This window comes from Streptomyces sp. NA02950, assembly GCF_013364155.1.
GTDB lineage: Bacteria > Actinomycetota > Actinomycetes > Streptomycetales > Streptomycetaceae > Streptomyces.
In genome coordinates this window covers 2,845,304-2,871,898 of record NZ_CP054916.1, presented here as the reverse complement: position 1 = coordinate 2,871,898, position 26,595 = coordinate 2,845,304, and the positions used below count along the sequence as shown (strand labels likewise).

Genomic DNA, 26,595 nt, shown 5'->3' with positions numbered 1-26,595 from the left:
GTAGGACAGCTGTCGATGGCCGCGGATACGAGAGATCCTTAGGTTTCACGGTGAGTTGTTGGTGCCGTTCGACGGCTGTCATCGTGGAGGTGCCCCGTGCTGGGACCCGTGCTGCTCGCCGCGTCGCGCAGTGCCGCCATCCGCCGAGTCGTCTCGGCCGCGCCGGTCACCCGCCCGATGGTGGACCGGTTCGTGGCCGGGGAGCGACTGGGCGAATCGCTGGCGGCCGTGCGGTCCCTGACCTCGCGCGGGCTCGAGGTCACCCTCGACCATCTGGGTGAGGACATCACCGACCGCGCCGAGGCGCTCCGCAGCCGGGACGCCTATCTCGCGCTGGCCGAGGCACTGGCCACCGAGGGGCTCGGCGCCCGTGCGGAGATGTCGGTCAAGCTGTCGGCCTTCGGCCAGGCGCTGCCCGGCGGGCACGAGGTGGCGCTCGCCAATGTCACCCCGGTCGTCGAGGCGGCGGCCGAGGCGGGGACGACCGTCACCCTGGACATGGAGGACCACACCACCGCGGACTCCACCCTGGCGATCCTCGGCGAGCTGCGCGGCCGCTTCCCGCAGACCGGCGCGGTGGTGCAGTCGTATCTGTTCCGCACCGAGGACGACTGCCGGGCGCTGGCCGGGGAAGGCTCCCGGGTGCGGCTGGTGAAAGGCGCGTACAACGAGCCCGCGAGCGTCGCCTACCAGGACAAGCGCGAGGTGGATCGGGCGTATGTGCGCTGTCTGAAGATCCTGATGGCCGGTGACGGCTACCCCATGATCGGCTCGCATGATCCGCGCATGGTCGCCATCGCCCAGGAGCTGGCCCGCCGCGTCGGCCGCAAGCTGGACGAGTACGAGTTCCAGATGCTCTACGGGATCCGCGAGGCCGAGCAGGCGCGGCTGGTGGCGGAAGGGCACCGGATGCGGGTTTACGTCCCGTATGGAACAGACTGGTATGGGTACTTCATGCGCCGCCTCGCGGAGCGCCCCGCGAACCTCGCGTTCTTCCTGCGCTCGCTGGTCAGCCGCGGCTGACGCCCCGCCCCGCAGCCCCCCGCAGCCCGCGGGCTTCCCCTCGTAACCCGACGATCGAAGGAGACAACGGCCACCATGGACGCCGTCACCCAGGTCCCCGTTCCGGTGAACGAGCCGGTGCACACCTACGCCCCCGGCACCCCGGAGCGCGCCCGCCTCGAGACCAAGCTCAAGGAGCTGGCCCAGAACCCGGTCGAGCTGCCGATGACCATCGGCGGCGAGAAGCGGATGGGCGGCGGAGAGCGCTTCGACGTCGTACAGCCGCACAACCACGCGGCCCGCCTCGGCACCTACGCCAACGCCACCCAGGCCGACGCGCAGGACGCGATCGACGCGGCGCTGGCCGCCGCCCCGGCATGGCGCGCGCTCAGCTTCGACGACCGCGCCGCGATCATCCTCAAGGCCGCCGATCTGCTCTCCGGGCCGTGGCGGGAGACCCTCGCCGCCTCGACCATGCTCGGTCAGTCCAAGACCGCGCAGCAGGCCGAGATCGACACCCCCTGCGAGCTGATCGACTTCTGGCGCTTCAATGTGCACTTCGCGCGCCAGATCATGGCCGAGCAGCCGGTCACCAACTCGCCGGGGGTGTGGAACCGCACCGACCACCGGCCGCTGGAGGGGTTCGTCTACGCGATCACCCCCTTCAACTTCACCGCCATCGCGGGCAACCTCCCCACCGCCCCCGCGCTCATGGGCAATGTGGTGGTCTGGAAGCCGTCCCCGACGCAGACCCACGCCGCCGTGCTGCTGATGCAGCTGCTGGAGGAGGCCGGGCTGCCCAAGGGCGTCATCAACCTCGTCACCGGTGACGGCAAGGACGTCTCCGAGGTGGCGCTGGCCCACCCGGATCTGGCGGGCATCCACTTCACCGGCTCCACCCGCACCTTCCAGTACCTGTGGAAGACGGTCGGCGCCAACATCGAGAAGTACAAGACCTATCCGCGTCTGGTCGGCGAGACCGGCGGCAAGGACTTCATCGTCGCCCACCCGTCCGCGGACCCGGCGGTGCTGAAGACGGCGATGACCCGCGGCGCCTTCGAGTTCCAGGGCCAGAAGTGTTCCGCCGCCTCGCGTGCCTACGTCCCGCGCTCGCTGTGGGACGGCGGTCTCAAGGAGGAGTTCGCGACCGAGGTCAACGGGCTGTCGATGGGCGACGTGACCGAGCTCGGCAACTTCATGGGCGCGGTCATCGACGACCGTTCGTTCGCCAAGAGCAAGGCGGCGATCGACCGGGCGAAGTCCGATCCGACCATCGAGGTGATCGCGGGCGGTACCTACGACGACAGCGAGGGCTACTTCGTCCGTCCGACCGTCCTGATCTCCACCGACCCGGAGAACGAGATCTTCAAGGACGAGTACTTCGGCCCGATCCTCGGGGTGTACGTCTACGAGGACGCCGAGTACGACGCGATGCTCCAGCAGATGGAGTCGGCCTCGGCCTACGGTCTGACCGGCTGTGTCATCGCCCAGGACCGCGCAGCCGCCGCGGCCACCTGTGAGGCGCTGCGCTTCGCGGCCGGCAACTTCTACATCAACGACAAGCCCACCGGCGCCGTGGTCGGCCAGCAGCCGTTCGGCGGCGGCCGCGCCTCCGGCACCAACGACAAGGCGGGCGCCAAGCAGAACCTGATGCGCTGGACCTCGACCCGCTCCATCAAGGAGACCCTGGTCCCGCCGACGGACTACCGCTACCCGCACATGGGCTGACCTGCCGGGCGCGCTCCGCGCCCCGTAACCCCGCCCCCGGCCGTGCCCTCACCGGCCGGGGGCGGAGTGCTGCGCGGAGTCGGAATACGCCGTAAAGCTGTGGACGCCCGAGCCGTGACGATGCTAGCGTCAGGCAATCAAGTAGGCATTATTTACCGCAGTTTACGTGGGTAACCAGAGGCAAGGTCACCCACGGTGGTACGGGATCGGCCACGGTGGTCGAGGTCGGACGGGGGTCGGCCTCGATCATCAGGACGGGCCCGCCGCGGAACAGCAGGACGGCCGGTGGTTTCCATCGGCCGTTTTTTGCGTCTCAGATAGTAGGACGTCCGACTAATTGTGCAGACACCGAAGCCCGGCTGCCGTACTTTTGTGGAGACCGAACGTCTCGCTCCATCGAGCGACGGCGGACGTGGCCGGTGCACAGCCGCAGGTGACCCCTGCCGCATCCAGGCCCCCGCCCCCTTCCGGTTGCCACCTTCTCGGGGATTCCCCCCGGCCTTTTCCGGGGTTCAGCCAAGGAGACGTGAACATGGCCGAGACGACCATCCGCAGGGTTCGCCGCAAGACGGACAACACCGACCGCCAGAAGGCGGCCGCCGCGCTTCAGCGCGCGCTCGACCGCCGGGACAACGGCGGCTCGACCGGTCACTGAGGCCGGTCCCGGGGCCGGTCGCGGAGGCGGTCACCAGGCCGGTCACCAGGCCGGTCACCGGCGCCGGGAGCGCGTGATCGTGAAGTGATCCACGCGCTCACCGGACTCCGCCAGTGCCGTGACCTTCAGCTTCGGGTCGGTGCCGGGCTCCACCTCCACCGCGAGGAAGGAGAAGCCGGTGTAGCGGACCCGTGACCACTCCACGGTGTCGTGGTTCTTCTCCCCGCCCTTCGTCCAGTGGTAGGTCTTCACCTCGTCGAGGTCCTTGACCTTCCCCTCGTAACTGTCGGGCACGGGGAAGGAGTACAGCTCCGCGCCCGCCCCGCCCGCCGTCACATAGACGATCCCGTCGCGTACCGCGTCGGCGTCGCCGCCGACCGGGACCCGGCGGGCGGCCTTCCCGCCCCGGATGGCGTCGGTGCGCTCGTAGACGTGGTTGTGGCCGTTGATCACCAGATCCACCTGGTGTTTGTCGAACAGTGGCACCCACGCGTCGCGCACACCCCCGTCCGAGGCGTGGGAGCTGGTCGTGGAGAAGGCGCAGTGGTGGAAGAAGACCACCACGAAGTCGATGTCGTTCCGCGCCCGCAGCGCCGTCAGCCGCCGCTCCAGCCAGCGGGTCTGCTCACCATCGCTCCAGCCGGCATTGGCGGGGATCTCGTGGCTGACGTCATTGGCGTCCAGCGCGACCACGCCCACGTTCCCGTAGGTGAACGAGTAGACGCCGGGCGCCGTGCGCGGCGCGGGCCCGTTCTGCGGCAGCGACCAGCGGGCCAGCTGTCCGCCGTAGCCCTCGGGGGAGTACCACGCCTCCATGTCGTGGTTGCCGGTGGTCACCATCCAGGGCACGGTCGCCGCCACCGCGTCGGTCTGGGCGAGGAAGGAGTCCCAGACCCGGGCGTCGTAGAGGTCGGACTTCCTTCCGTGGCCGGTGGTGTCCGCGTAGCACAGATCGCCCGCGTGCAGATGGAAGGACGGGTTCTGGCCGAGGATCACCCGGTCGTTGGCGAGCGCGTGATAGCTCACGCCCTGGTCGCCGAAGGCGGTGAAGACGAACGGCACCGGCCGCTCGGGCGCGGTGCGGAAGGTGCCGACCGAGGAGAAGCGGCGGGGGTCGGCCGGGTCCCAGCCCTCGTGGCCGACGCCGTAGTAGTACGTGACATCGGGGCTCAGCCCGTCCACCGCCGCGTGCAGGTAGTACTGGTCGACCGCGGGGAGATCGCCGCCGAGCGCGGGGGTGTGCAGCGGGCGCACCTCGGCCTCCACCTTCCGGGACAGCTCCCCGGGCCCCGGACCGATCCGCACATAGGGCTTCCGCACCGCCAGCGGCACCTGCCAGGAGATCCTCATCTGGGTCGTGGGGTCGTCGCCGAAGGCCAGGTGGCGGCCGAACGGCGCCACCACCGCGCCGTCCACCGTGGCCCGGCGCGGGGCCGGGACCGCCGCGGGGGAGGGCCGGGCGCCGGTGGCGCACGCCGAGCCGCCCAGCAGCCCCGCGCCGACGGCCGCGCCCGCCGTGGCCGCACCCCCGCGCAGCACCCTCCGGCGGGAGAACCGCTCCCGCAGGTACGCGTGCTGCTCGGCCATGCCCATCCGGCGCGCGAGCGGCTCAGGGATGCCGAACCGTGGTGTGTCCATGCACCGGAATCTCCCCCGTGCGGTCAACAGCGCGCGGTACGAGGGGTGAACGGCGGCTTACCGATCGGCGCGCGCCGGTTTGTCCGAATGGCGGACAGCCGGTGTCAGTCCATGGGACGAGGAGTAGGGTCCCGGTATGTCTCGCTCCCTTCGCCTCGCAGTGATCCCCGGTGACGGTATCGGCCAGGAGGTCGTGGCCCAGGGCCTCAAGGTCCTCGCGGCGGCCCTTCCGCAGGACGTGAAGCTGGAGACCCGCAACTACGACCTCGGCGCCCGGCGCTGGCACGCCACCGGCGAGACCCTGCCGGACGCCGAACTGGAGTCGCTGAAGGACCACGACGCGATCCTGCTCGGTGCCATCGGCGACCCGTCGGTGCCCTCCGGGGTGCTGGAGCGCGGGCTGCTCCTCAAGCTCCGCTTCGCCTTCGACCACTACGTCAACCTGCGTCCGTCGAAGCTCTTCCCGAACACCGCGACCCCGCTGGCCGGCCGCCCCGACATCGACTTCGTGGTCGTCCGCGAGGGCACCGAGGGCCCGTACGTCGGCAACGGCGGCTCGCTGCGCACCGGTACCCCCGCCGAGGTGGCCACCGAGGTCAGCCTGAACACGGCGTACGGCGTGGAGCGGGTGGTACGTGACGCGTACGAGCGCGCCAACGCCCGGCCGCGCAAGAAGCTGACCCTGGTGCACAAGAACAACGTCCTGGTGTACGCCGGTCATCTGTGGAAGAACATCTTCGACCGGGTCGGCCAGGAGTACCCCGAGGTCACCACCGACTATCTGCATGTCGACGCCGCGACGATCTTCTTTGTCACCCAGCCCGAGCGGTTCGACGTGATCGTCACCGACAACCTCTTCGGCGACATCCTGACCGACCTCGCGGCCGCCGTCACCGGCGGGATCGGGCTCGCCGCGAGCGGCAACATCAACCCCTCCGGCGCCTTCCCCTCGATGTTCGAGCCGGTCCACGGCTCCGCGCCGGACATCGCGGGCACCGGCAAGGCCGACCCGACCGCGACCGTGCTGTCGGTGGCGCTGCTCCTGTCGCACCTCGGCTACACGGAGGAGGCGGCCCGGATCGAGACCGCCGTCGCACAGGACCTCGCCGGGCGGGACACCACGACACCCCGCACCACCGACGACATCGGAGACGCGCTCGCCGCGCGGGTGGCCGGCTGACCCCAGCCGGTGCCCCTGCGCGGCCGAGTGCGACCATCGACCTGGGCCGCGCGCAACCGCACGCCTCTTCCCCCGGCCCCACCTAGGCGATAATCCTGGTGGGGCCGCTGTGCGCGATGCGAAACTTGGACGTCCTCGTACCGATCACGGTCAGGACAGTGTGAGCGCGGTCCGCGACAACCGAACGGTGAAGGACTACCACTCATGACGACGCCCACGATCGAGCTCAAGCCCTCGGCCCACCCGCTCTCCGACGCCGAGCGGGAGCGGATCCTGGCCAATCCCGGGTTCGGCCGCCACTTCACCGATCACATGGTGACCATCAAGTGGACGGAGGGCCGCGGCTGGCACGACGCCCAGCTCGTGCCGTACGCCGCGCTGCCGCTCGACCCGGCGAACATGACGCTCCACTACGCCCAGACCATCTTCGAGGGGCTCAAGGCGTATCGGCAGCCCGACGGCACCGTGGCCACCTTCCGCCCCGAGCAGAACGCCGAGCGCTTCCAGTCCTCCGCCCGCCGGATGGCCATGCCCGAGCTGCCCGTGGAGACCTTCATCGCGGCCTGTGACGCGCTGGTCACCCAGGACCGGGCGTGGGTGCCCGGCACCGGCGAGGAGTCGCTCTACCTGCGGCCGTTCATGTTCGCCACCGAGGTCGGGCTCGGCGTCCGGCCCTCCAACGAGTACCTGTTCGTGGTGATCGCCTCCCCGGCCGGGGCGTACTTCCCCGGCGGGGTCAAGCCGGTCTCGGTGTGGCTCTCCGAGGAGTACGTCCGTGCCGCCCCCGGGGGCACCGGCGCGGCCAAGGCGGGCGGCAACTACGCCGCCTCGCTGGTCGCCCAGGCGCAGGCCGCCGAGCAGGGCTGTGACCAGGTGGTCTGGCTGGACGCCATCGAGCGCCGCTGGATCGAGGAGATGGGCGGGATGAACCTGTACTTCGTGTACGGGAACCGCATCGTCACCCCCGAACTGTCCGGTTCGCTGCTGCCCGGGATCACCCGCGCCTCGCTGCTGCGGATCGCCGGAGACCTCGGCCACGAGGTCTCCGAGGGCCGGATCTCCGTGGACGACTGGCGTGAGGGGAACGCGGACGGATCCCTCACCGAGGTCTTCGCCTGCGGTACCGCGGCGGTCATCACCCCGGTCGGCTCGGTGAAGTCCGCCCGCGGCAGCTGGACGGTGGGCGACGGCCAGCCCGGCGAGGTCACGATGAAGCTGCGCCGCGCGCTGCTGGACATCCAGACCGGTGCCGCCCCGGACACCCATGGCTGGATGCATCGCCTGGGCTGAGTGGTGTGCCTCCGGCGAGTGAGCCGAAGGGGCGCGCCGCTGTTCGAAAGGGAGACGCGCACGGGGAGCGAGGTACGCGCGACCGAGCACGTCGACCGTCGACAGGGGCTTTCGCGCCCCGGCGGGGCACCTCCCAGCGGTAGCCGGGGGAGAACCGAGCCCCCAAGAGGAGGGGTTCGCATACTGAGACGGAAGGGAGCCCGGGGGCGGAATGTGCCAGACTGCCCCCGTGCTCTCGTTCGCCATGATTATTGGCAGCAGGCGCGCCGGTCCGCAGTGACCGCCCCGTACGACCCGGTACGGCGCGGACACCGTGCCCCAGACCCGCGCGCAGACCTCTCGCACCCGCGAGGGGTCTTTTCGTTTTCCGGACCATCCCACCGGAGGCGGAGCGTGAGGGATCATAGGAGGGCGCGGAACCGGTTATTCCGGTAGACCGAGATCCATCCGACAGGAGCCCGACCACCATGAAGGAACTGCCCGACGACGGTTTCCATGTCTTCGACACCACACTGCGCGACGGTGCGCAGCGCGAGGGCATCAATCTGACGGTCGCGGACAAACTCACCATCGCCCGTCACCTCGACGACTTCGGCGTGGGCTTCATCGAGGGCGGCTGGCCCGGAGCCAACCCGCGCGACACGGAGTTCTTCGCACGGGCGCGCGAAGAGATCGACTTCAAGCACGCCACTCTCGTCGCCTTCGGCGCGACCCGTAAGGCGGGGGTGTCCGCCGAGGACGATCCGCAGGTGAAGGCGCTCCTCGACTCCGGCGCACCGGTGATCACCCTGGTCGCCAAGTCCCATGACCGCCATGTGGAGCTGGCCCTGCGCACCTCGCTCGAGGAGAACCTCGCGATGATCCGCGACACCGTCGCGTATCTGCGCTCCCAGGGCCGCCGCGTCTTCCTCGACTGCGAGCACTTCTTCGACGGCTACCGCGCCAACGCCGGGTACGCCAAGCAGGTCGTGGCCACCGCCCACCAGGCGGGCGCCGACGTGGTCGTGCTCTGCGACACCAACGGCGGAATGCTGCCCGGCCAGATCGAGGCGGTGGTCCGCACCGTCCTCGCCGACACCGGGGCCCGTCTGGGCATCCACGCCCAGGACGACACCGGCTGCGCCGTGGCCAACACCCTGGCCGCGGTGGACGCGGGCGCCACCCATGTCCAGTGCACCGCCAACGGCTACGGCGAGCGGGTCGGCAACGCCAACCTCTTCCCGGTCGTCGCGGCGCTGGAGCTGAAGTACGGCCGCGCGGTGCTGCCGGCGGGCGCGCTGTCGGAGATGACCCGGATCTCGCACGCCATCGCCGAGGTCGTCAATCTGACGCCCTCGACCCACCAGCCCTATGTGGGTGTTTCCGCCTTCGCCCACAAGGCCGGGCTGCACGCCTCGGCCATCAAGGTCGATCCGGACCTGTACCAGCACATCGACCCCGAGCGGGTCGGCAACACCATGCGGATGCTGGTTTCGGACATGGCGGGCCGCGCCTCGATCGAGCTCAAGGGCAAGGAACTGGGCATCGATCTCGGAGATGACCGGGCGCTGGTCGGCCGGGTCGTCGAGCGCGTCAAGGAGCGGGAGCTCGCGGGCTACACCTACGAGGCCGCCGACGCCTCCTTCGAACTGCTGCTGCGCGCCGAGGCGGAGGGCCGGGCCCGCCGCTTCTTCCGGGTCGAGTCCTGGCGGGCGATCGTCGAGGACCGCCCGGACGGCATCCACGCCAACGAGGCCACCGTGAAGCTGTGGGCCAAGGGTGAGCGGATCGTCTCCACGGCGGAGGGGAACGGTCCGGTCCACGCCCTCGACCGCGCGCTGCGGGTGGGCCTGGAGCGGATCTATCCGGAGCTGGCCGCGCTGGAGCTGGTGGACTACAAGGTCCGCATCCTGGAGGGCAAGCACGGAACGCAGTCCACGACCCGGGTGCTGGTCTCCACCACCGACGGCAAGGGGGAGTGGTCCACGGTCGGCGTCGGGGAGAACGTGATCGCCGCGTCCTGGCAGGCGCTGGACGACGCCTACGCCTACGGGCTGCTGCGGGCCGGGGTGGAACCGCAGGAGTGAACGGCCGCGGCCCCGGCAATGCCCTCGGGGCGTGGCTCTGCCGGGGCCGCGGGTGTGCGCGGGGGCTCGGGTCAGTCCCGCGCGGTGTTCCTGATCGCGGAGATGTCGAAGGTCAGCCGGACCTTGTCGCCGACCATCACGCCGCCGGTCTCCAGCGCGGCGTTCCAGGTCAGGCCCCACTCGGAGCGCAGGATCTCGGCGCCGCCCGCGAAGCCGACCCGCTCGTTGCCGTACACCTCGGTGGCCGAGCCGTTGAACTCCAGGTCGATGGAGAGCGGGCGGGTCACGTCCTTGATGGTCAGATCGCCGGTGATCCGGTAGCGGTCGCCGCCGAGCCGCTCCGCGGCGGTGCTGCGGAAGGTCATCAGGGGGAAGGTCTCGGCATCGAAGAAGTCGGCGCTGCGCAGATGGGCGTCGCGGTCCTTGATCCCGGTGTCGACGCTGGCGATGGTGATGTCGATCGAGGCGGTCGAGCGGGACGGGTCGGCGCCGTCGAGGTCCAGGGTGCCGCGGTGGTCGGAGAACGATCCGCGGACATTGGTGACCATCGCGTGCCGCACCGTGAAGCCGATGGTGCTGTGGGCCGGGTCGATCCTGTAGTCACCGGTCAGGGCGGCGAGCGCCGGGTCCGGTGCGGTCACGGAGCCGGCGGCCGCGGCGCCGGGGGTCGTACTGCTGGGGGGTGTGGCGACGGAACAGAGCCGTGGCTCCTCCTCCGGGCCGATGTGGTTGAACATTGAACAACCATGGACGCGGTGGAGCGTGGACCCATTCAGTTCACGTTTCAACATCTCTGTCGTGATCGGTTCCGCCCCGGCGGCTGCGGACCATCCGGGTGGTCAAGCTCGGACGGTGACGGTGCGGGGGTCGGAAGTTTGTGGAGGACCCACAGCGGCGAAAGTGGTACGACGCACCAGGTGACGCGGAATCCACTGCCTAGTTCTGTTCCGCCTGCCCACCAAAACGCGTCCGACGTTGTATGGAATTGACATGCGTTTCCAGGGGTCCGGGAACGTACCGTCGATGCATGACCAATCTCGAAGGTGCGCCCGCTGAGGCGAGTGACGTTCGCGGGCGCGTCGCCGAGCTGCACGCGATCCGCGAGCAGGCTCGGCGCGGCCCGAGCGAGCGGGCGACCGAGGCCCAGAAGGCCAAGGGCAAGCTGACGGCTCGCGAGCGGATCGATCTGCTGCTGGACGAGGGGTCCTTCAACGAGGTGGAGCCGCTGCGGCGGCACCGCGCGACCGGCTTCGGGCTGGAAGCGAAGAGGCCCTACACCGACGGGGTCGTCACTGGCTGGGGGACCGTCCACGGCAGGACGGTGTTCGTCTACGCACACGACTTCCGGATCTTCGGCGGGGCGCTGGGGGAGGCCCACGCGACCAAGATCCACAAGATCATGGACATGGCCATCTCGGCCGGGGCCCCGCTGGTGTCCCTCAACGACGGTGCCGGAGCCCGCATCCAGGAGGGCGTCTCCGCGCTCGCCGGATACGGCGGCATCTTCCAGCGCAACACCAAGGCGTCCGGTGTCATCCCGCAGATCAGCGTGATGCTCGGCCCGTGCGCGGGCGGCGCCGCCTACTCCCCGGCCCTCACCGACTTCGTGTTCATGGTCCGTGAGACCTCGCAGATGTTCATCACCGGACCCGATGTGGTCCAGGCGGTGACCGGCGAGAAGGTCTCGCAGAACGGGCTGGGCGGCGCCGATGTGCACGCCGAGACCTCCGGTGTGTGTCACTTCGCCTACGACGACGAGGAGACGTGCCTGGAGGAGGTGCGCTACCTGCTGTCGCTGCTGCCGCAGAACAACCGGGAGAACCCGCCGGTCGCCGAGTGCGACGACCCGGCGTCCCGGCGCGGCGAGGCGCTGCTCGACCTCGTCCCGGCCGACGGCAACCGCCCCTACGACATGCGCAAGGTCATCGAGGAGATCGTCGACGACGGCGACTACCTCGAGGTCCACGAGCGCTGGGCGACCAACATCATCTGCGCCCTGACCCGCCTGGACGGCGCGGTGGTCGGCTTCATCGCCAACCAGCCGCAGTCGCTGGCCGGAGTGCTGGACATCGAGGCGTCGGAGAAGTCCGCGCGCTTCATCCAGATGTGCGACGCCTTCAACATCCCGCTGATCACGCTGCTCGACGTGCCCGGCTTCCTGCCCGGTGTCGACCAGGAGCACGGCGGGATCATCCGGCACGGCGCGAAGATGCTGTACGCGTACTGCAATGCCACGGTTCCGCGTATCTCGGTCATCCTGCGCAAGGCGTACGGCGGGGCCTACATCGTCATGGACTCCCAGTCCATCGGTGCGGACCTGACCTACGCCTGGCCGACCAACGAGATCGCGGTGATGGGCGCGGAGGGCGCGGCCAACGTGATCTTCCGCCGCCAGATCGCCGACTCGGACGACCCGGAGGCCATGCGCGCGCGCATGGTCAAGGAGTACAAGTCCGAGCTGATGCACCCCTACTACGCGGCCGAGCGGGGCCTGGTCGACGATGTCATCGACCCGGCCGAAACCCGTGAGGTCCTGATCCGGTCCCTGGCGATGCTGCGCGACAAGCACGCCGACCTGCCGTCCCGTAAGCACGGCAACCCGCCGCAGTGACCGCGGCATCGCGACAGAGGGAACAGAGGGAGAAGCCCACCATGAGTACGTCTCCGGACTCCGCCGATACCGCCGCCGCGGTGGCGGCCACGCTCGTCCGCGTCGAGAAGGGCCACGCGGACGCCGAGGAACTGGCCGCGGTCACCGCGGTCCTCCTCGCCCGCGCCGCCGCCACCGCCGGCCACCGCCGCACCGGTGCCTCGGTCCGCCCGCGCCGCAGCGCCGCGCGCTGGCGCCGTCTGGAGCGCCAGTCGGCGTTCCGCGCCCCGCACAGCTGGCAGGGCTGAGCACCGGGTCCCGCGTCTCGCCGCCGGGCGACCGCACATCGTCCGGACCTGACGCAAACAGCGAAAATCCCCCGCTCTCCACGGAGAGCGGGGGATTTTCGCGGTACGGGACCGGCGGTAGCGCCAGGACCTAGCGCAGCCGGGCCATCAGCGCGTGCTCGACCAGGGTGATCAGCGCGCTCTTGGCCTCGCTGCGGTGGCGGGCGTCGGTGACGATGATCGGGGCGTCGGGGCCGATCTGGAGGGCCTCGCGCACCTCCTCGGGGCTGTACGGCTGGTGGCCGTCGAAGCCGTTGAGGGCGATGACGAAGGGCAGACCGGAGTTCTCGAAGTAGTCCACGGCCGGGAAGCAGTCCGCCAGGCGGCGGGTGTCCACCAGCACCACGGCGCCGATGGCACCGCGGACCAGGTCGTCCCACATGAACCAGAACCGGTCCTGACCGGGGGTGCCGAACAGGTACAGGATCAGATCCTGGTCGAGCGTGATACGGCCGAAGTCCATCGCCACCGTGGTGGTGGTCTTGTCCGGCGCGTGGGTGAGATCGTCGATCCCCGCCGAGGCGGAGGTCATCACGGCTTCGGTGCGCAGCGGGTTGATCTCCGAGACCGCGCCGACGAACGTGGTCTTGCCCACGCCGAAGCCGCCCGCCACCACGATCTTCGCGGAGGTGGTGGAGCGGGCTGCACCGCTAGAGCTTGCGAAGTCCACTGAGCACCCTTTCGAGCAGTGTCACGTCAGGCTGGCCGCCGGCGGACTCTTCGCCGCCGGGCTGGTGAATGGCGACGAGCCCGGCCTCGGCCAGGTCGGCGACGAGGATCCGGGCGACGCCCAGGGGGATGGTGAGCAGTGCGGAGATCTCGGCGACCGACTTGATCTCGCGGCACAGATGGCAGATCCGCTGGTGCTCGGGCAGCTGGCCCTGGAGCTGGGCGGGTTCGGCCGTGGTGTGCACCAGCGCCTCGATGGCGAGCTGGTACCGGGGCCGGGTCCGGCCCCCGGTCATGGCGTACGGCCGCACCAGGGGGTTGTGGGTGCCGCCCGTGGGGGAGGGGTTCGGGGCGGGGCGCGCGGGCGGCTGTACGGGCTGGATACGCGGCGGGGGCGACGGCTCGTACCGCGGCCCCTCCGGCGGCCCCGGCGGCGCGTAGGAGGGCGGATACGGCTGCTGGTGGCCCTGCTGCGGCCGCCGCTGCGGGGGCAGCGGCTGCTGGTGCCGGTCGTCCGGCTCCTGGGAGTGGGCCTGGTTGCTGGGCGCGGAGGGGAAGTTGAAGCGCTTCAGCGGGGCTTCTCCGCGCGGCTCGGACGGCTGCCCGGGGCCGTACGGGTATCCGCTAGGGGGCGTTGCCACGTGTCCTCCTCCAACTCGCCTGTCTTGCCGTGCGCGCCACCGCACCTTATGGCGCGGTGGCGCGGAACGCACTCCATGTTTGCTAGTTGAGAAGACTGCCTTGCAGTTCGGCGCGGAGGTCCGGGGTGAGGACATTGCCCGCGCGGTCGACCAGCAGGGCCATCTCGTAGCCGACCAGGCCGATGTCGCACTCGGGGTGGGCGAGGACCGCCAGGGACGATCCGTCGGAGATGGACATGATGAAGAGAAAGCCTCGTTCCATTTCGACGACGGTCTGGTTGACCGCGCCGCCTTCGAAGATGCGGGAGGCTCCGGCGGTGAGAGAGGTCAGGCCGGAGGCGACCGCCGCCAGTTGATCGGCTCGGTCACGGGGGAAGCCTTCGGACATCGCCAGAAGGAGTCCGTCGGCGGAGACCACCACCGTGTGGGACACCCCGGGGGTGTTGTCCACGAAGTTCGTGATCAACCAGTTCAGGTTCTGCGCCGCCTGGCTCATCGGGCTCACACTAACGCTCCTGATCGTAGGTGCTGCCGGGGCCGTAGCCCTGTTGGTCATGCTGGTCACGCCCGGGGATCCCGGATCCCGCGGTGCGTCCCCGCTGGACGCCGCGCCGCAGGTTGCTCAGCCTGCCGCGGACGTCCTCCGGGGCGCGGGAGACCTGGGGGCCGCCCTGTCCGGACTGCTCGGCGGCGCCCTCGACCAGGTTGGCCTTGGGTACCCGCCGGGGCAGACCGGAGGAGGTGACCCCGCCGGCCTTCGGCTCGCGGAGCTGCTCGGCCCGGCGCCAGCGCTGGTCGTTTGCCGACTGCCACTGGTCCTGGCCGGTGTCCACCTGCCGGGGAGCCTGCTGAGGCCGCTCCGGCGCCGCGGGCGCCGGAGGCTCACCGGCCACTCCCTGTGCCCCTGGGTCCCCGGACGGCTGCCACTGCTTGTCCCGACGCGGAAGCCAGGCGTCGGTCCGAGAGCGGCTGTCGCTCGGGGCGGGGCCCGGACGGTGGAACTCTACGCGCTCCCCGGAGACTTCGGGAGCGCTGGGTCCGGATTCCGTTTGGGTCCCGAACTGCGATGCGTAGGGCATCTCGAATGATCCGGAATCGCCCCACTCTCCCTGCTGGGAGGGTGAGTTGTAACCGACGTACGGCTGTTGTCCGGTCTCCGACTGAGAGCGGTAGTGCGGTTCCGGTTCAGCGTAGGAGGGCGCCTCGTAGGACGGCTGGGCCGGCTCCGCGGGGGTGGGGTCGCGCCGGGGCTCCTGCTCGTGCGGCGCGGCCTGCATCCCGCTGTACTGGCCCTGGTACTGGGGGTACGGGGAGTCGTCGAAGCCCAGCTCGGCGGCGGTCCGCTGGGTGACGGCCGGCTGGTCCTGGTAGGAGTGCTGCTGTTCGGGGACGATCCGGGAGACCGTGAAGTCGTCCGGGGGCAGCTCCTCGCCGCCTCCGCCGTGCGTGATCGCCTCGGGCAGCATCACCAGCGAGGTGGTCCCCGCCTGCTCCCCGGAGGGGCGCAGCTGGACGCGGATGCCGTGCCGGTCGGCGAGGCGGCCGACCACGAACAGACCCATGCGCTGGGAGACCGCCGCGTCCACTGTCGGCGGGTTGGCCAGCTTGTGGTTGATGTCGGCGAAGTCCTCGGGGGTGAGCCCGATGCCCTTGTCGTGGATCTCCACCATGACCCGGCCGTCGGGCAGCCGTGTCGCGGTGACCCGCACCTTGGTGTGCGGGGAGGAGAAGGTGGTCGCGTTCTCCAGCAGCTCGGCGAGGAGGTGCACCAGGTCGGTCACCGCGGTGCCGTGGATGTCGCCCTCGGAGATCCCCGCGAGCTCGATCCGCTCGTACGATTCCACTTCCGAGGAGGCGGCGCGCAGGACGTCGATCAGCGCCACCGGCTGGTTCCAGCGTCGGCCCGGCTCCTCGCCCGCGAGAATCAGCAGGTTCTCGCCGTTGCGCCGCATACGGGTGGCCAGGTGGTCGAGCCGGAAGAGGTGCTCCAGCTGGTCCGGATCGGCCTCCCGGCTCTCCAGTTCGGAGATCAGGGTGAGCTGCCGCTCGATGAGTCCTTGGTTGCGACTGGAAAGGTTCGTAAAGATTGCGTTGACGTTGCCCCGCAGCATCGCCTGCTCGGCCGCGAGCCGGATCGCCTCGCGGTGCACCTGGTCGAAGGCGCGGGCCACCTCGCCCATCTCGTCCTGGCTGTTGAGCGGGATCGGGGCGACGCGGGTGTCCACCCGTCCCGGGTCGTTCCGGGAGAGCTGGTCGACCAGCATGGGCAGCCGCTGCTCGGCGACGTCGAAGGCGGCGTTGCGCAGCTGCTGCATGCTGCGGCTCATCGAACGGGCCATCCGGGCGGCCACGACGAACGCGGCGAGCAGCGCGAGCACCACGATCGCGGAGTTGACGATCGCATCGCGCTTTGCATCCGAAGAGATTTGCGCTGCCTCGTTCACCGCCTTGTTGACCAGGCTCTGCTCGACCTCGCGGTAGGCGTCGAACTTGCCCGTGGCGGTGTTGAACCAGACGTCCGGGGTGATACCCCGGGCCTTCAGCTCCTGCGGCGAGGCACCACTGCCGATGGCGGTGAGCATCCGCTTCATGGAGGGCGGGGTGGTGAACTTCTGCCCCGCGGCCTCGGCCTTCCGCTTCGCCTCGGCGAGCTGTGCCTTGCCGCGCTTGTCGGCCGCGGCCATGGTGTCCTCGAGCTTCGAGACGTCCTCGGGCATACCGGCGGAGGTGAACTCCCCGAGCGCGATGCCCTCCAGGTAGACGTACGAGCCGAAGGCGGTCAGCTGGACCTTGCGCTCGGCCGCGGAGGGGCCGGGCTTGACCAGCAGATGGGTGCCGATGGAGCGCTGGAGCGACTCGGCGCCCTTGGCCAGGGAGACCGCGTAGACCGTGCGGCCGTAGGAGGTGATGTTGCCGGTGCCCAGACCCAGCTCATTGGCGAACTCGGTCAGTGCGTGCTGGACCGCGACATAGCCCTCTTCGGTCTTCACACCGTCGAGGCGGTCGGTGTAGGCGTTCCGGCGCAGCGCTGTGAGCTGCGGTTCGGCCGACCTGAACGCCGCGAGGCGCCGCTTGAGGGTCGCCGTCTGCGGCATGTCCTTGACGGCTTCGTCGAATTCCTCGCGCGCCTGGTCGGTGGCGGACCGGGCCTTGCGCACCACATCGGCGTTGGTGCCGCTGAGCAGCGGACCGGCGGTGCGGTCGCGCTCGTCGATGATTGCCTGGCCGTAGGTCGCGGCGGCGCGGACGACCCGCGCGGTGCGCTCGGCGTCCTGTGCCTCGCTCCAGGTCTTGACCGACGCGGCGACCTGGAATCCACCGAAGACCAGGGCGACCAGCACCGGAATCAGCAGAATTGCGTACAGCCGAGTGCGGACCCGCCAGTTCCGCGGGGAGAACCGGCCGCCGCTGCCGGCGGGCGGATCGGGTGCATCGGCGGGCGACGCCGCTGTGCGCGTACGCGGCGGCGGGGTGAAGTTCCCTCGCGCCTCTTGCACGGAGTCCGCCTTGCTTCGCCTCACTCGACCAACAACCTCTCGGCGTCGGCACCTGATGTTGTGCCGTTCCAGCTGAGCCCTTACTGCCCAGTTCAGCGAATTCCAGCACGCCGCGCAGGTGCTTTCCAAACACTGCGCAAAACGGTCAGTCTGTTGTCTAGACCAGAGATAAAACGGGCGTTAAGGGTGAGGTGTGTCAAATACCGAACCAATTGAGTGCGGTCCGAAGCGGACTGAACGCACTCGGTGGCGGCCCGGAAGTTTTTCTCTGTCGAAACGTTATGAATGGGAGAGCGGGCCGTGTCGTCCGACACGGCCCGCTCCGACATCCGTTCCGGACAACTTCCGGAGGCCGGCTCCTACTTGAGCCGGGCCATCAGCGCGTGCTCGACCAGGGTGATCAGCGCGCTCTTGGCCTCGCTGCGGTGGCGGGCGTCGGTGATGATGATGGGGGTGTCCGGTCCGATCTGGAGGGCCTCGCGCACCTCCTCGGGGCTGTACGGCTGGTGGCCGTCGAAGCCGTTGAGGGCGATGACGAAGGGCAGACCGGAGTTCTCGAAGTAGTCCACGGCCGGGAAGCAGTCCGCCAGGCGGCGGGTGTCCACCAGCACCACGGCGCCGATGGCACCGCGGACCAGGTCGTCCCACATGAACCAGAATCGGTCCTGACCCGGGGTGCCGAACAGATACAGGATCAGATCGTCGTCGAGCGTGATGCGCCCGAAGTCCATCGCCACGGTGGTCGTGGTCTTGTCCTGGACATGGCTCAGGTCGTCGATCCCCGCCGAGGCGGAGGTCATCACGGCTTCGGTGCGCAGCGGGTTGATCTCCGAGACCGCGCCGACGAACGTGGTCTTGCCCACGCCGAAGCCGCCCGCCACCACGATCTTCGCCGAGGTGGTCGCGCGCGCGGGCGGAGCGCCGCTAGAGCTTGCGAAGTCCACTGAGCACCCTTTCGAGCAGTGTCACATCCGGGGTACCGCCCGCTTCCGAACCGCCACCGGGCTGGTGGATCGCCACCATGCCCGCCTCGGCCAGGTCGGCCACCAGGATCCGCGCCACACCGAGCGGTATGTTCAGCAGCGCCGAGACCTCCGCGACCGACTTGACCTCCTGGCACAGATGGCAGATGCGCTGGTGCTCGGGGAGCAGCCCCGCCAGATGGGCTGGATCGGCCGTGGTGCTGACCAGTGCCTCGATGGCGAGCTGGTACCGCGGCCGGGTCCGGCCTCCGGTCATGGCGTACGGGCGCACCAATGGCTGGTCGCCTTCACCCCCGTACGGCGAATGGTGGTGGCCGCCGTACGGGCCGGGCGAGGCAGGGGGCGGGGTCATGGAGTCCTCCGGTCGGACAACAAGGTGACGGTTCGTGCCGTCGGTCGGTGCCGGTGGGGGGCCGCCCGGTGGACCGGGCGGGGCGGGCGTCGGATGGTCGATGGGTCAGTTCAACAGGCTGCCTTGCAGTTCGGCGCGGAGGTCCGGGGTGAGGACATTGCCCGCGCGGTCGACCAGCAGGGCCATCTCGTAGCCGACCAGGCCGATGTCGCACTCGGGGTGGGCGAGGACCGCCAGGGACGATCCGTCGGAGATGGACATGATGAAGAGAAAGCCTCGTTCCATTTCGACGACGGTCTGGTTGACCGCGCCGCCTTCGAAGATGCGGGAGGCTCCGGCGGTGAGAGAGGTCAGGCCGGAGGCGACCGCCGCCAGTTGATCGGCTCGGTCACGGGGGAAGCCTTCGGACATCGCCAGAAGGAGTCCGTCGGCGGAGACCACCACCGTGTGGGACACCCCGGGGGTGTTGTCCACGAAGTTCGTGATCAACCAGTTCAGATTCTGCGCCGCCTGGCTCATCGGGCTCAACTAACGCTCCTGCTGGTAAGTCGGGCCTACGCCGCGATCGTGATTGCCGTCGAAACCGGTTCCGGCCCGACGGCCCTGCTGGATCCCCCGGCGGAGGTTGGTCAGCCTCCCGCGTACATCATCGGGCGCACGAGACACCTGCGGTCCGCTCTGGTCGGCCTGGGCCGGCTGCGCGGCGCCTTCCACGAGATTCGCGCGGGGCACCCGTCGTGGCAACCCGGACGACGTGACACCGCCAGCGGCGGGCTCACGGATCTGCTCGGCACGGCGCCAGCGCTCGTCGTTGGCCGACCGCCAGGAACCGGTGCCGTTGAGACCACCCGCACCGGCGGCGTTCGCACCGGCCGTGCCGTGGAGTCCGGCGAATTCGCCGGTGCCACGGGACGCCGGCTGCGGCTCGCGGCGCGGGGCGGGGGGAACGGCCGGAGCGGGCGGCCCGGATACGGGCGGCTCCGACGCGATGGGCTCGGCCGGCCGCGCGGGCCCGCTCGGCCGGGCGGGCTGCGACGGCGCCGACGGGTACCGGGAGTCCTCACCGGAGGTGCCGGTGGACTCGGTCTGCCCGCGGAACCAGTTCGACTCGATGGTGTCGAAGATCGGCGTACGGCCGTCGCCGGGACCAGCGGGCGGCAGCGCGTCCTCCTGCTCGGCGGTGCCGCGCCCGCTCTGGGGGAGCGGGAACTCCCCGGTGTCGCCGGGTCCGGCGTCGTTGACCTCCGGACGGGCGAACTCCCCGGTGTCGCCGGGGCCCTGGCCGAGTTCCGGGCGGGCGTACTCGCCGGTGCTCCCGGGGCCCTGCCCGAGGTCGGGACGGGCGTACTCACCCGTGCTCCCCGGACCCTGGCCCAGCTCCGGGCGGGCGAACTGGCCGGTGTCGCCGGGGCCCTGCCCGAGGTCGGGACGGGCGTACTCACCCGTGCTCCCCGGACCCTGGCCCAGCTCCGGGCGGGCGAACTGGCCGGTGTCGCCGGGGCCCTGGCTGAAGTCGGGGCGCTCGAACGGGGCGGTGTCGCCCGGTCCGCGTCCCGCGTCCTGCGGGCCGCGGACGTCCGGCCGGCCCGGCATCGCGAACTCGCCGGTGTCGCCCGGTCCGCGGCGCGGCTCGAACATATTGGGGCCGTCGCCCAGGTCGGGCTGCGGGAACTCACCGGTGTCACCGGGTCCGCGGCTGCCGAACGGATCATGCCGCTCCGATGGAGCACCGCCGAGGTCCGGCCGGGCGAACTGGCCGGTGGAGTCGGCCTCCTCATGGCCGCGCGGCGCGTCGCCCGCGTCACGCGGACCGGTCGGCCAGTCGTCGCCCGCCGCGGCGCGGCGCGCGCCCCAGCTGGTGCCGGGCTGGGTGGGGGCGGGCAGCTCCGGCGCGCGGTCACGCGAGGGGAGCTGCGGACGGGCACCCTGGTCGCCGGAGTCGGCACGGGCCGGAGCACCGGTCGGCGGGGCGACGGTCGGGCCGTCACCGCGCTGCGGAAGCGGCGGGCGGCTGGAGTTGCCGCCGGGGCCGCCCGGACCGCCGGGGCCCGTGAAGGAGTTGCCCCGGGGGCCGGGCGGCCGTCCGCTGTCGAAGAGGCTGCCGCCGGAGGGGGCGCCGCCCTGCGGACCCGTCCCGGCACCGATTGGCCGGGTCGGCAGTCCGCTGCCGGTGGAGCCGCCGCCGGTGCCGGGCAGCGCGGTGCGCGCACCCGTACCGGGGACGGGGCGCCGCGAGGGGGCGGAGCCCAGCAGGCCCGCCGCGCCGTTCTCCGGCCCGCCGTTGCCCGGTCCGCCGGAACCCGGGGCGCCCGCACCGGCCTTGCCGCCGCCGGGGGCCTGGGCACCCGGCTTACGGCCGCCCTGGGCGACATCGACGGGCAGCATGACCAGCGCCGTCGTACCGCCCGAGTCGGACGGCCGGAGCTGGATGCGGATGCCGTGCCGCAGGGACAGCCGGCCGACCACGAACAGACCCATGCGCCGGGAGACCGACACATCGACCGTGGGCGGGCTGGCCAGCCGCTCGTTGATCGCGGCCAGGTCCTCGGGCGAGAGTCCGATACCGGTGTCGTGGATCTCGACCAGCACCCGCCCGTCGGGCAGGGCGTGACCGGTCACCTTGACCTTGGTCTGCGGCGAGGAGAACGAGGTGGCGTTCTCCAGCAGCTCGGCGAGGAGGTGGACGAGGTCGTTGACGACCCGGCCCGCGACCTCGGTCGCCGGGACCGAGCTGAGCTCGATGCGCTCGTACTGCTCCACCTCGGAGGCCGCGGCGCGGAGCACGTCCACCAGCGGAACCGGCCGGGTCCACCGGCGGCCCGGCTCCTCACCGGCGAGGACCAGCAGGTTCTCACCGTTACGGCGCATGCGGGTGGCCAGGTGGTCCAGCTTGAACAGCGAGGACAGCTGGTCCGGGTCGGCCTCGCGGCTCTCCAGCTCGGAGATGAGCGAGAGCTGACGCTGGATGAGGCCCTGGCTGCGGCGCGAGAGGTTGGTGAACATCGCGTTGACGTTGCCCCGCAGCAGCGCCTGCTCGGCGGCGAGGCGGACCGCCTCGCGGTGCACGTCGTCGAAGGCCGTGGCCACCTTGCCGATCTCGTCCCGGCTGTGCACACCGACGGACTCCACGGAGGTGTCCACGTCCTGCGGGTCGGACTCGGAGAGCTGCTTGACCAACTCGGGCAGCCGCTTCTGGGCGACGTCCTGCGCGGTGTCCTGGAGCCGGCGCAGCGAGCGGACCATGGAGCGGGCGACGACGAAGGCGCCGACGAGAGAGACGCCGAGGACGAGCAGGATCAGCGCACCGTTGATGATCGCGTCCTGCTGGGCGTCCTGACGGAGCTCACGAGCCTTCTGCTGCATCTCGCCGAGCAGCGTCTCCTCGATCTTGCCCATTTCTTCGATCTTGATGCTGTCCTGGTCGTACCAGTCAAGATCGGTGCGCTTCTCGGCCTTGAGCCCGTCCGGGTCGCGCACCGCGCGGTCCGCGTACATGGTCGCCGCCTTGATGTCCGGGCGGCTGTCCAGCGGCTCGAGAAGGTCCTCGGAGTTGCCCTGGCGGATCTGCTTGAACCGGCCGAGGGCCTCGTTCTCCTTGTCCACCGCGGTCTTGGCGAAGCGGCGGTCGTTGGCGGAGAACTCGGCGCCGTCCGGGTCGGCGAGCGCGGCGCTGATCAGCGCGCGCTGGATGGAGGCGTACTCCTTCGCGGAGGAGAAGGTGGCCAGCGCGCGGGTGTTGTTGATCATCGCGCGGTTGCTGGTCGCCTGCGCCATGTCCTGGGAGAGCGACAGCAGCGAGTTGATCAGCTCGTTGTAGTTCTGGACCGTCAGCGAGTAGTACTGGCGGTTGTCGTACGCCGTGTCGCGGATCTCATTGATCTTGCCGAGCTGACGGCTGATGTCGACGAGCGTGGACTGCACACCGGCCATCGACTGTTCACCGGGGTCGATGCTGTCGGTGGCGTTGCGGAACGCCGAGATGGCGCGGTCGGTGTCCTCACGGGTGGAGACGACCCGGTCGTCCTTGGCGTTGCCCTTGCCCGCCAGCGGCCCCGCCGACTTGTCGCGCTCCTCCTGGAGGGCGCTCGCCAGCTGGGTGGCCTGCTGCGTCATCTCGGTGAGCAGCTTCATCTGGTCCAGCTGCTCGATGTTGTCGAGCGAGTCCTGGATCCGCAGGGCGCCCAGGGTGGTCGCGGCGACGACGGGGAGCGCGAGCAGGGAGACCAGCCTGGTGCTGATGCGCCAGTTGCGCAGGGCCATGCGGTTGCCCGGCCCGCTGGGGCTCTTGGGTTTGGGCTGCTCGGCGGGCTCGCCGTCGCTGGGCTTGCTGGTCTGCTGGGCGCTCAGCACGCCGGACTCGGAGCCCTGGTCGGCCGGCGGCCTGCCGGTGCCCTGGGCGCGCTGGGGCGTGGAGCCGCGCTCGGTCCCACCACGCGGCTCCGGGTCCGCCGAAGCTTCCCCTCGGCCCTGGCGGGCCTGGGGAGCCCCCATTCCATCCCTCTTGAAACGTCCCTGCACTAGCGTCGCAACCTCTGGACCAGGCGCTTCATCGGCCAACGACGAAGCGGTGTCGAGTCGTGGGGGACCGCGATCCCCCCTGTCGATCGTGAGTGACCGGCGCGCTTCCTTTCGTATCGAACAAGAGGAACTCCGCCGCTCGGCAGCCTCTCTGCGCCCCCGTGCGCGCCGGGATGATTCCCACGGCGGTCCCGGGAATTCCAGCACAGTGCCGGATGCTGCAACAAGGGCAAGGGGGGAGGCCGTGATGTGCGTGACGCTGTGTACGGGCTTTATTACCGGACGTAGAAAGCCGTGTCGGCGATAACGGACGTTTGGGAACGACTCGAACATGCACATCGCGTGTCCGGCTAGCCATGATCAAGAGCGGAACGTCAGGTTCAGTACGGCAATGTCCGTTTAGGGTGATTGAATCAACTGTCTTCAATGTGGCATTTGCCCGATGATTCGTGAGCAAAATCACATGCTGTCGCCGACTTTTTCTGCGAACCCATGGGCAAGGCCGCCTCTAGCCTGACGCTTTACACAGCCCGTCGATACGACAACAGCGAGGCATGACCCCAGTGAAGACGACGATGATGTTCCGCACCATAGCCAATCCGCGGCGCACCACCCTGGCGCATCTGAAGGACGCCGAGGAGCTGCGGACCGCGACCGAGGAGCGGCCGGAGCACTCCGTCGACCTGCCGGTCCAGACCGCCAACCCCCGGCGCACCGTGCTGACCGAGGCTCCGGCCCACTGAACCCGGGCCCGCCCGGGCGGCCGGCCGCGGTGAACACCACCGCCCCGGCCGACGGCGCGGCGGCGCGCGGGACGCGGAGCGATAGCCTGGAGCGTCAGTCTCCAGCGAGTCCGGTTTCCAGTTGAGGGGCAGCAGCTTCCCGTGCGCATCGCCAGGTTCTCCATCGACGGCAACGTCGCCTTCGGAGTGGTCGAGGGTGAGCCGTCCGGCCAGGACGGCCCGGTCATCGACATCATCAAGGGCCATCCCTTCGCCGACTTCGAGCGCTCGGGACAGAAGATCCCGCTGAGCAAGGTCCGGCTGCTGCCGCCCGTGCTGCCGAACAAGGTCGTCGCGATCGGCCGCAACTACCGTGAGCACGCCGCCGAACTCGGCAGCGAGGTCCCCGACGTCCCGGTCACCTTCTTCAAGCCGTCCACCTCGGTGACCGGCCCCGGTGACCCGGTCGTGTACCCCTCGTTCTCCTCCGAGGTGCACCACGAGGCCGAGCTGGCCGTGGTCATCGGCCGGATGTGCCGCGAGGTCCCGCGTGACCGCGTCAAGGACGTCATCCTCGGCTACACCTGCGCCAACGACATCACCGCGCGTGATGTGCAGCGCCGTGAGGAGCAGTGGGCGCGGGCCAAGGGCTTCGACACCTCCTGCCCGCTGGGCCCCTGGGTGGAGACCGATATCGACCTGACGCGTGCCGCGGATCTCGGCATCATGTGCACGGTCAACGGTGAACAGCGTCAGCTGGGCCGTACGAGCGAGATGGTGCGCCCGATCGAGGATCTGATCGTGCACATCACCGAGGCCATGACACTGCTCCCGGGCGACGTGGTGCTCACCGGCACCCCGGCGGGCGTCGGCCCGCTCTCCGTCGGCGACGAGGTCGCCGTCACCATCGAAGGCATCGGCACTCTCACCAACAAGGTGATCAAGCGTGGCTAGCGCAAGCTCCCCCGCCCCCGTGCGGGTTCGTTTCTGTCCCTCGCCGACCGGCAACCCCCATGTCGGGCTGGTCCGGACCGCTCTGTTCAACTGGGCCTTCGCCCGCCACCACGGCGGCACCCTGGTCTTCCGTATCGAGGACACCGACGCGGCCCGCGACTCCGAGGAGTCGTACGAACAGCTGCTGGACGCGATGCGCTGGCTGGGCTTCGACTGGGACGAGGGCCCCGAAGTCGGCGGTCCGCACGCCCCCTACCGCCAGTCGCAGCGGATGGGCCTCTACCGGGACGTCGCGGACAAGCTGCTGGAGGCCGGGCACGCCTACCGCTGCTACTGCACCGCCGAGGAGCTGGAGGCGCGCCGCGAGGCCGCCCGCGAGGCCGGGCGTCCCTCCGGCTACGACGGCCAGTGCCGCACCCTGACCGCCGAGCGGATCGCGGCCTACGAGGCCGAGGGGCGCTCCTCGATCGTGCGCTTCCGGATGCCCGATGAGCCGATCGCCTTCACCGACCTGGTCCGCGGCGAGCTGACCTTCACGCCGGAGAACGTGACCGACTACGGCATCGTGCGGGCCAACGGCGCCCCGCTCTACACGCTCGTCAACCCCGTGGACGACGCGCTGATGGAGATCACCCACGTGCTGCGCGGTGAGGACCTGCTGTCCTCCACCCCGCGCCAGATCGCGCTGTACCGCGCGCTGGCCGAGATCGGGGTGGGCGGCGGTCCGGTGCCCGCCTTCGGCCACCTCCCCTACGTCATGGGGGAGGGCAACAAGAAGCTCTCCAAGCGCGACCCCCAGTCGTCGCTGAACCTCTACCGCGAGCGCGGCTTCCTGCCCGAGGGGCTGCTCAACTACCTGTCCCTGCTGGGCTGGTCCCTCTCGGCCGACCGGGACGTGTTCTCGATCGACGAGATGGTCGCGGCGTTCGACATCGCGGACGTGAACGCCAACCCGGCCCGCTTCGACCTGAAGAAGGCGGAGGCGATCAACGCCGATCACATCCGGCGGCTGGACGTGAAGGCGTTCATCGAGGCGTGCGCTCCCTGGCTCCAGGCGCCGCACGCGCCCTGGGCCCCCGAGCGGTTCGACACCGCGGCCTTCGAGGCGCTGGCGCCGCTGGCCCAGACCCGGCTGACGGTGCTGTCCGACATCACGGCCAACGTCGACTTCCTCTTTCTGGCGGAGCCGGTGGCGGACGAGGCGTCCTGGGCGAAGGCCATGAAGCCGGGCGCGGACGCGCTGCTCACCACGGCCCGGGCCAGGCTGGCCGAGGCGGAGTGGGCGGCCGAGCCGCTCAAGGAGGCGGTGCTCGCGGCCGGTGAGGAGCACGGCCTCAAGCTGGGCAAGGCCCAGGCCCCGGTGCGGGTCGCGGTCACCGGCCGTACGGTCGGTCTGCCGCTGTTCGAATCGCTGGAAATCCTGGGGCGCGAGCGCACACTCGCCCGGATCGACGCGGCGCTGGCGAAGCTGGCGGCGTGAGTCCACGGGGCGCCGGGTGCCCGGCTCGCGGCGCCCCCGCAGGACGAATCCGTTTTGGTGGCCCGTCCACCATCGGGTAATGTTCTTCCTGCGCCGGACGGGCGGGCCGCCAGGCCGGACCGGAGGCGCGAACCAGACAAGACCCCTACGGGGGTGGCGTTTTGGTGGGGTATGGTGTAATTGGCAGCACGAGTGATTCTGGTTCACTTAGTCTAGGTTCGAGTCCTGGTACCCCAGCAAGAGAGCTTCGCGGAATTCTCCGGAGATCTCTTGATCAAAGCAG

General features: G+C 70.2%; 21 protein-coding genes and 1 tRNA gene. 12 read left to right on the top strand and 10 right to left on the bottom strand.

Annotated elements, in window-relative coordinates:
• Positions 1-96 precede the first annotated feature (96 nt).
• The 3 genes from HUT19_RS12035 (at position 97) to HUT19_RS43945 (ending at position 3,385) form a co-directional block, all read left to right on the top strand.
• Positions 97-1,023 (top strand): proline dehydrogenase family protein, encoded by a 927-nt coding sequence (locus tag HUT19_RS12035; RefSeq protein ID WP_176180465.1) that lies wholly within the window; start codon positions 97-99, stop codon positions 1,021-1,023.
• 75 nt (positions 1,024-1,098) lie between these two features.
• Positions 1,099-2,730, top strand: coding sequence for an L-glutamate gamma-semialdehyde dehydrogenase (gene pruA / locus HUT19_RS12030; RefSeq protein ID WP_176180464.1), 1,632 nt, complete (start codon positions 1,099-1,101; stop codon positions 2,728-2,730).
• A gap of 532 nt (positions 2,731-3,262) precedes the next feature.
• Entirely contained in the window at positions 3,263-3,385 is a 123-nt protein-coding gene (locus tag HUT19_RS43945) for a hypothetical protein (protein ID WP_303331856.1), read from the top strand.
• A gap of 54 nt (positions 3,386-3,439) precedes the next feature.
• Here the strand turns inward: HUT19_RS43945 and HUT19_RS12025 are convergent, their stop codons facing one another.
• Positions 3,440-5,023, bottom strand: coding sequence for a metallophosphoesterase family protein (locus tag HUT19_RS12025; protein WP_176180463.1), 1,584 nt, complete (start codon positions 5,021-5,023; stop codon positions 3,440-3,442).
• 136 nt (positions 5,024-5,159) lie between these two features.
• Here HUT19_RS12025 and HUT19_RS12020 point away from each other — a divergent pair, with 136 nt between their 5' ends.
• The 3 genes from HUT19_RS12020 to cimA all read left to right on the top strand — a co-directional run bounded on the left by HUT19_RS12020 (position 5,160) and on the right by cimA (position 9,559).
• Complete coding sequence (locus HUT19_RS12020) at positions 5,160-6,203, top strand: 3-isopropylmalate dehydrogenase (RefSeq protein ID WP_176180462.1); 1,044 nt, start codon at positions 5,160-5,162, stop codon at positions 6,201-6,203.
• A 204-nt stretch (positions 6,204-6,407) separates the two neighbouring features.
• Positions 6,408-7,493: a branched-chain amino acid aminotransferase gene (locus HUT19_RS12015; protein WP_176180461.1), complete on the top strand. Its 1,086-nt coding sequence runs from the start codon at positions 6,408-6,410 to the stop codon at positions 7,491-7,493.
• A gap of 467 nt (positions 7,494-7,960) precedes the next feature.
• A complete protein-coding gene (gene cimA, locus HUT19_RS12010) occupies positions 7,961-9,559 on the top strand; it encodes a citramalate synthase (RefSeq protein WP_176180460.1) in 1,599 nt (532 codons plus the stop codon).
• A 71-nt stretch (positions 9,560-9,630) separates the two neighbouring features.
• Here cimA and HUT19_RS12005 read toward each other — a convergent pair whose 3' ends face one another.
• Positions 9,631-10,296: a YceI family protein gene (locus HUT19_RS12005; protein ID WP_176180459.1), complete on the bottom strand. Its 666-nt coding sequence runs from the start codon at positions 10,294-10,296 to the stop codon at positions 9,631-9,633.
• A 290-nt stretch (positions 10,297-10,586) separates the two neighbouring features.
• On the opposite strand from HUT19_RS12005, the gene HUT19_RS12000 reads away from it, so the two are divergent.
• Both HUT19_RS12000 and HUT19_RS11995 read left to right on the top strand, forming a co-directional pair.
• Positions 10,587-12,170 carry an acyl-CoA carboxylase subunit beta gene (locus HUT19_RS12000; RefSeq protein WP_176180458.1) on the top strand — a complete coding sequence of 528 codons (1,584 nt, stop codon included), beginning with the start codon at positions 10,587-10,589 and terminating at the stop codon, positions 12,168-12,170.
• Between the two features lie 41 nt (positions 12,171-12,211).
• A complete protein-coding gene (locus HUT19_RS11995) occupies positions 12,212-12,457 on the top strand; it encodes an acyl-CoA carboxylase subunit epsilon (protein WP_176180457.1) in 246 nt (81 codons plus the stop codon).
• Positions 12,458-12,587: 130 nt separating this feature from the next.
• Here HUT19_RS11995 and HUT19_RS11990 read toward each other — a convergent pair whose 3' ends face one another.
• The 8 genes from HUT19_RS11990 to HUT19_RS11955 form a co-directional block, all read right to left on the bottom strand.
• Positions 12,588-13,166 (bottom strand): ATP/GTP-binding protein, encoded by a 579-nt coding sequence (locus tag HUT19_RS11990; RefSeq protein ID WP_176180456.1) that lies wholly within the window; start codon positions 13,164-13,166, stop codon positions 12,588-12,590.
• Positions 13,147-13,806, bottom strand: a complete 660-nt coding sequence (locus HUT19_RS11985; RefSeq protein WP_176180455.1) for a DUF742 domain-containing protein — start codon at positions 13,804-13,806, stop codon at positions 13,147-13,149. Before HUT19_RS11985 ends, HUT19_RS11990 begins: the two co-directional genes overlap by 20 nt.
• Before the next feature lie 82 nt (positions 13,807-13,888).
• Complete coding sequence (locus HUT19_RS11980; RefSeq protein WP_009714795.1) at positions 13,889-14,302, bottom strand: roadblock/LC7 domain-containing protein; 414 nt, start codon at positions 14,300-14,302, stop codon at positions 13,889-13,891.
• Positions 14,303-14,312: 10 nt separating this feature from the next.
• Entirely contained in the window at positions 14,313-17,327 is a 3,015-nt protein-coding gene (locus tag HUT19_RS11975; RefSeq protein ID WP_176180454.1) for a nitrate- and nitrite sensing domain-containing protein, read from the bottom strand.
• A 335-nt stretch (positions 17,328-17,662) separates the two neighbouring features.
• Entirely contained in the window at positions 17,663-18,247 is a 585-nt protein-coding gene (locus HUT19_RS11970) for an ATP/GTP-binding protein (protein ID WP_176180453.1), read from the bottom strand.
• Complete coding sequence (locus tag HUT19_RS11965) at positions 18,228-18,638, bottom strand: DUF742 domain-containing protein (RefSeq protein ID WP_176180452.1); 411 nt, start codon at positions 18,636-18,638, stop codon at positions 18,228-18,230. The genes HUT19_RS11970 and HUT19_RS11965 overlap by 20 nt, the downstream gene beginning before the upstream one ends.
• A gap of 105 nt (positions 18,639-18,743) precedes the next feature.
• Positions 18,744-19,157 (bottom strand): roadblock/LC7 domain-containing protein, encoded by a 414-nt coding sequence (locus HUT19_RS11960; protein WP_009714795.1) that lies wholly within the window; start codon positions 19,155-19,157, stop codon positions 18,744-18,746.
• Between the two features lie 9 nt (positions 19,158-19,166).
• Positions 19,167-23,129, bottom strand: a complete 3,963-nt coding sequence (locus HUT19_RS11955; RefSeq protein WP_176180451.1) for a nitrate- and nitrite sensing domain-containing protein — start codon at positions 23,127-23,129, stop codon at positions 19,167-19,169.
• A gap of 590 nt (positions 23,130-23,719) precedes the next feature.
• On the opposite strand from HUT19_RS11955, the gene HUT19_RS11950 reads away from it, so the two are divergent.
• The 4 genes from HUT19_RS11950 to HUT19_RS11935 all read left to right on the top strand — a co-directional run bounded on the left by HUT19_RS11950 (position 23,720) and on the right by HUT19_RS11935 (position 26,549).
• A complete protein-coding gene (locus HUT19_RS11950; RefSeq protein ID WP_176186780.1) occupies positions 23,720-23,899 on the top strand; it encodes a hypothetical protein in 180 nt (59 codons plus the stop codon).
• A 141-nt stretch (positions 23,900-24,040) separates the two neighbouring features.
• The gene (locus HUT19_RS11945) at positions 24,041-24,832 is read left to right on the top strand and encodes a fumarylacetoacetate hydrolase family protein (protein ID WP_176180450.1); all 792 of its coding nucleotides are present in this window, start codon (positions 24,041-24,043) and stop codon (positions 24,830-24,832) included.
• The gene (gene gltX / locus HUT19_RS11940) at positions 24,825-26,312 is read left to right on the top strand and encodes a glutamate--tRNA ligase (RefSeq protein WP_176180449.1); all 1,488 of its coding nucleotides are present in this window, start codon (positions 24,825-24,827) and stop codon (positions 26,310-26,312) included. Before HUT19_RS11945 ends, gltX begins: the two co-directional genes overlap by 8 nt.
• 165 nt (positions 26,313-26,477) lie before the next feature.
• Positions 26,478-26,549 (top strand) — tRNA-Gln (locus HUT19_RS11935).
• The last annotated feature ends 46 nt before the right edge of the window (positions 26,550-26,595 follow it).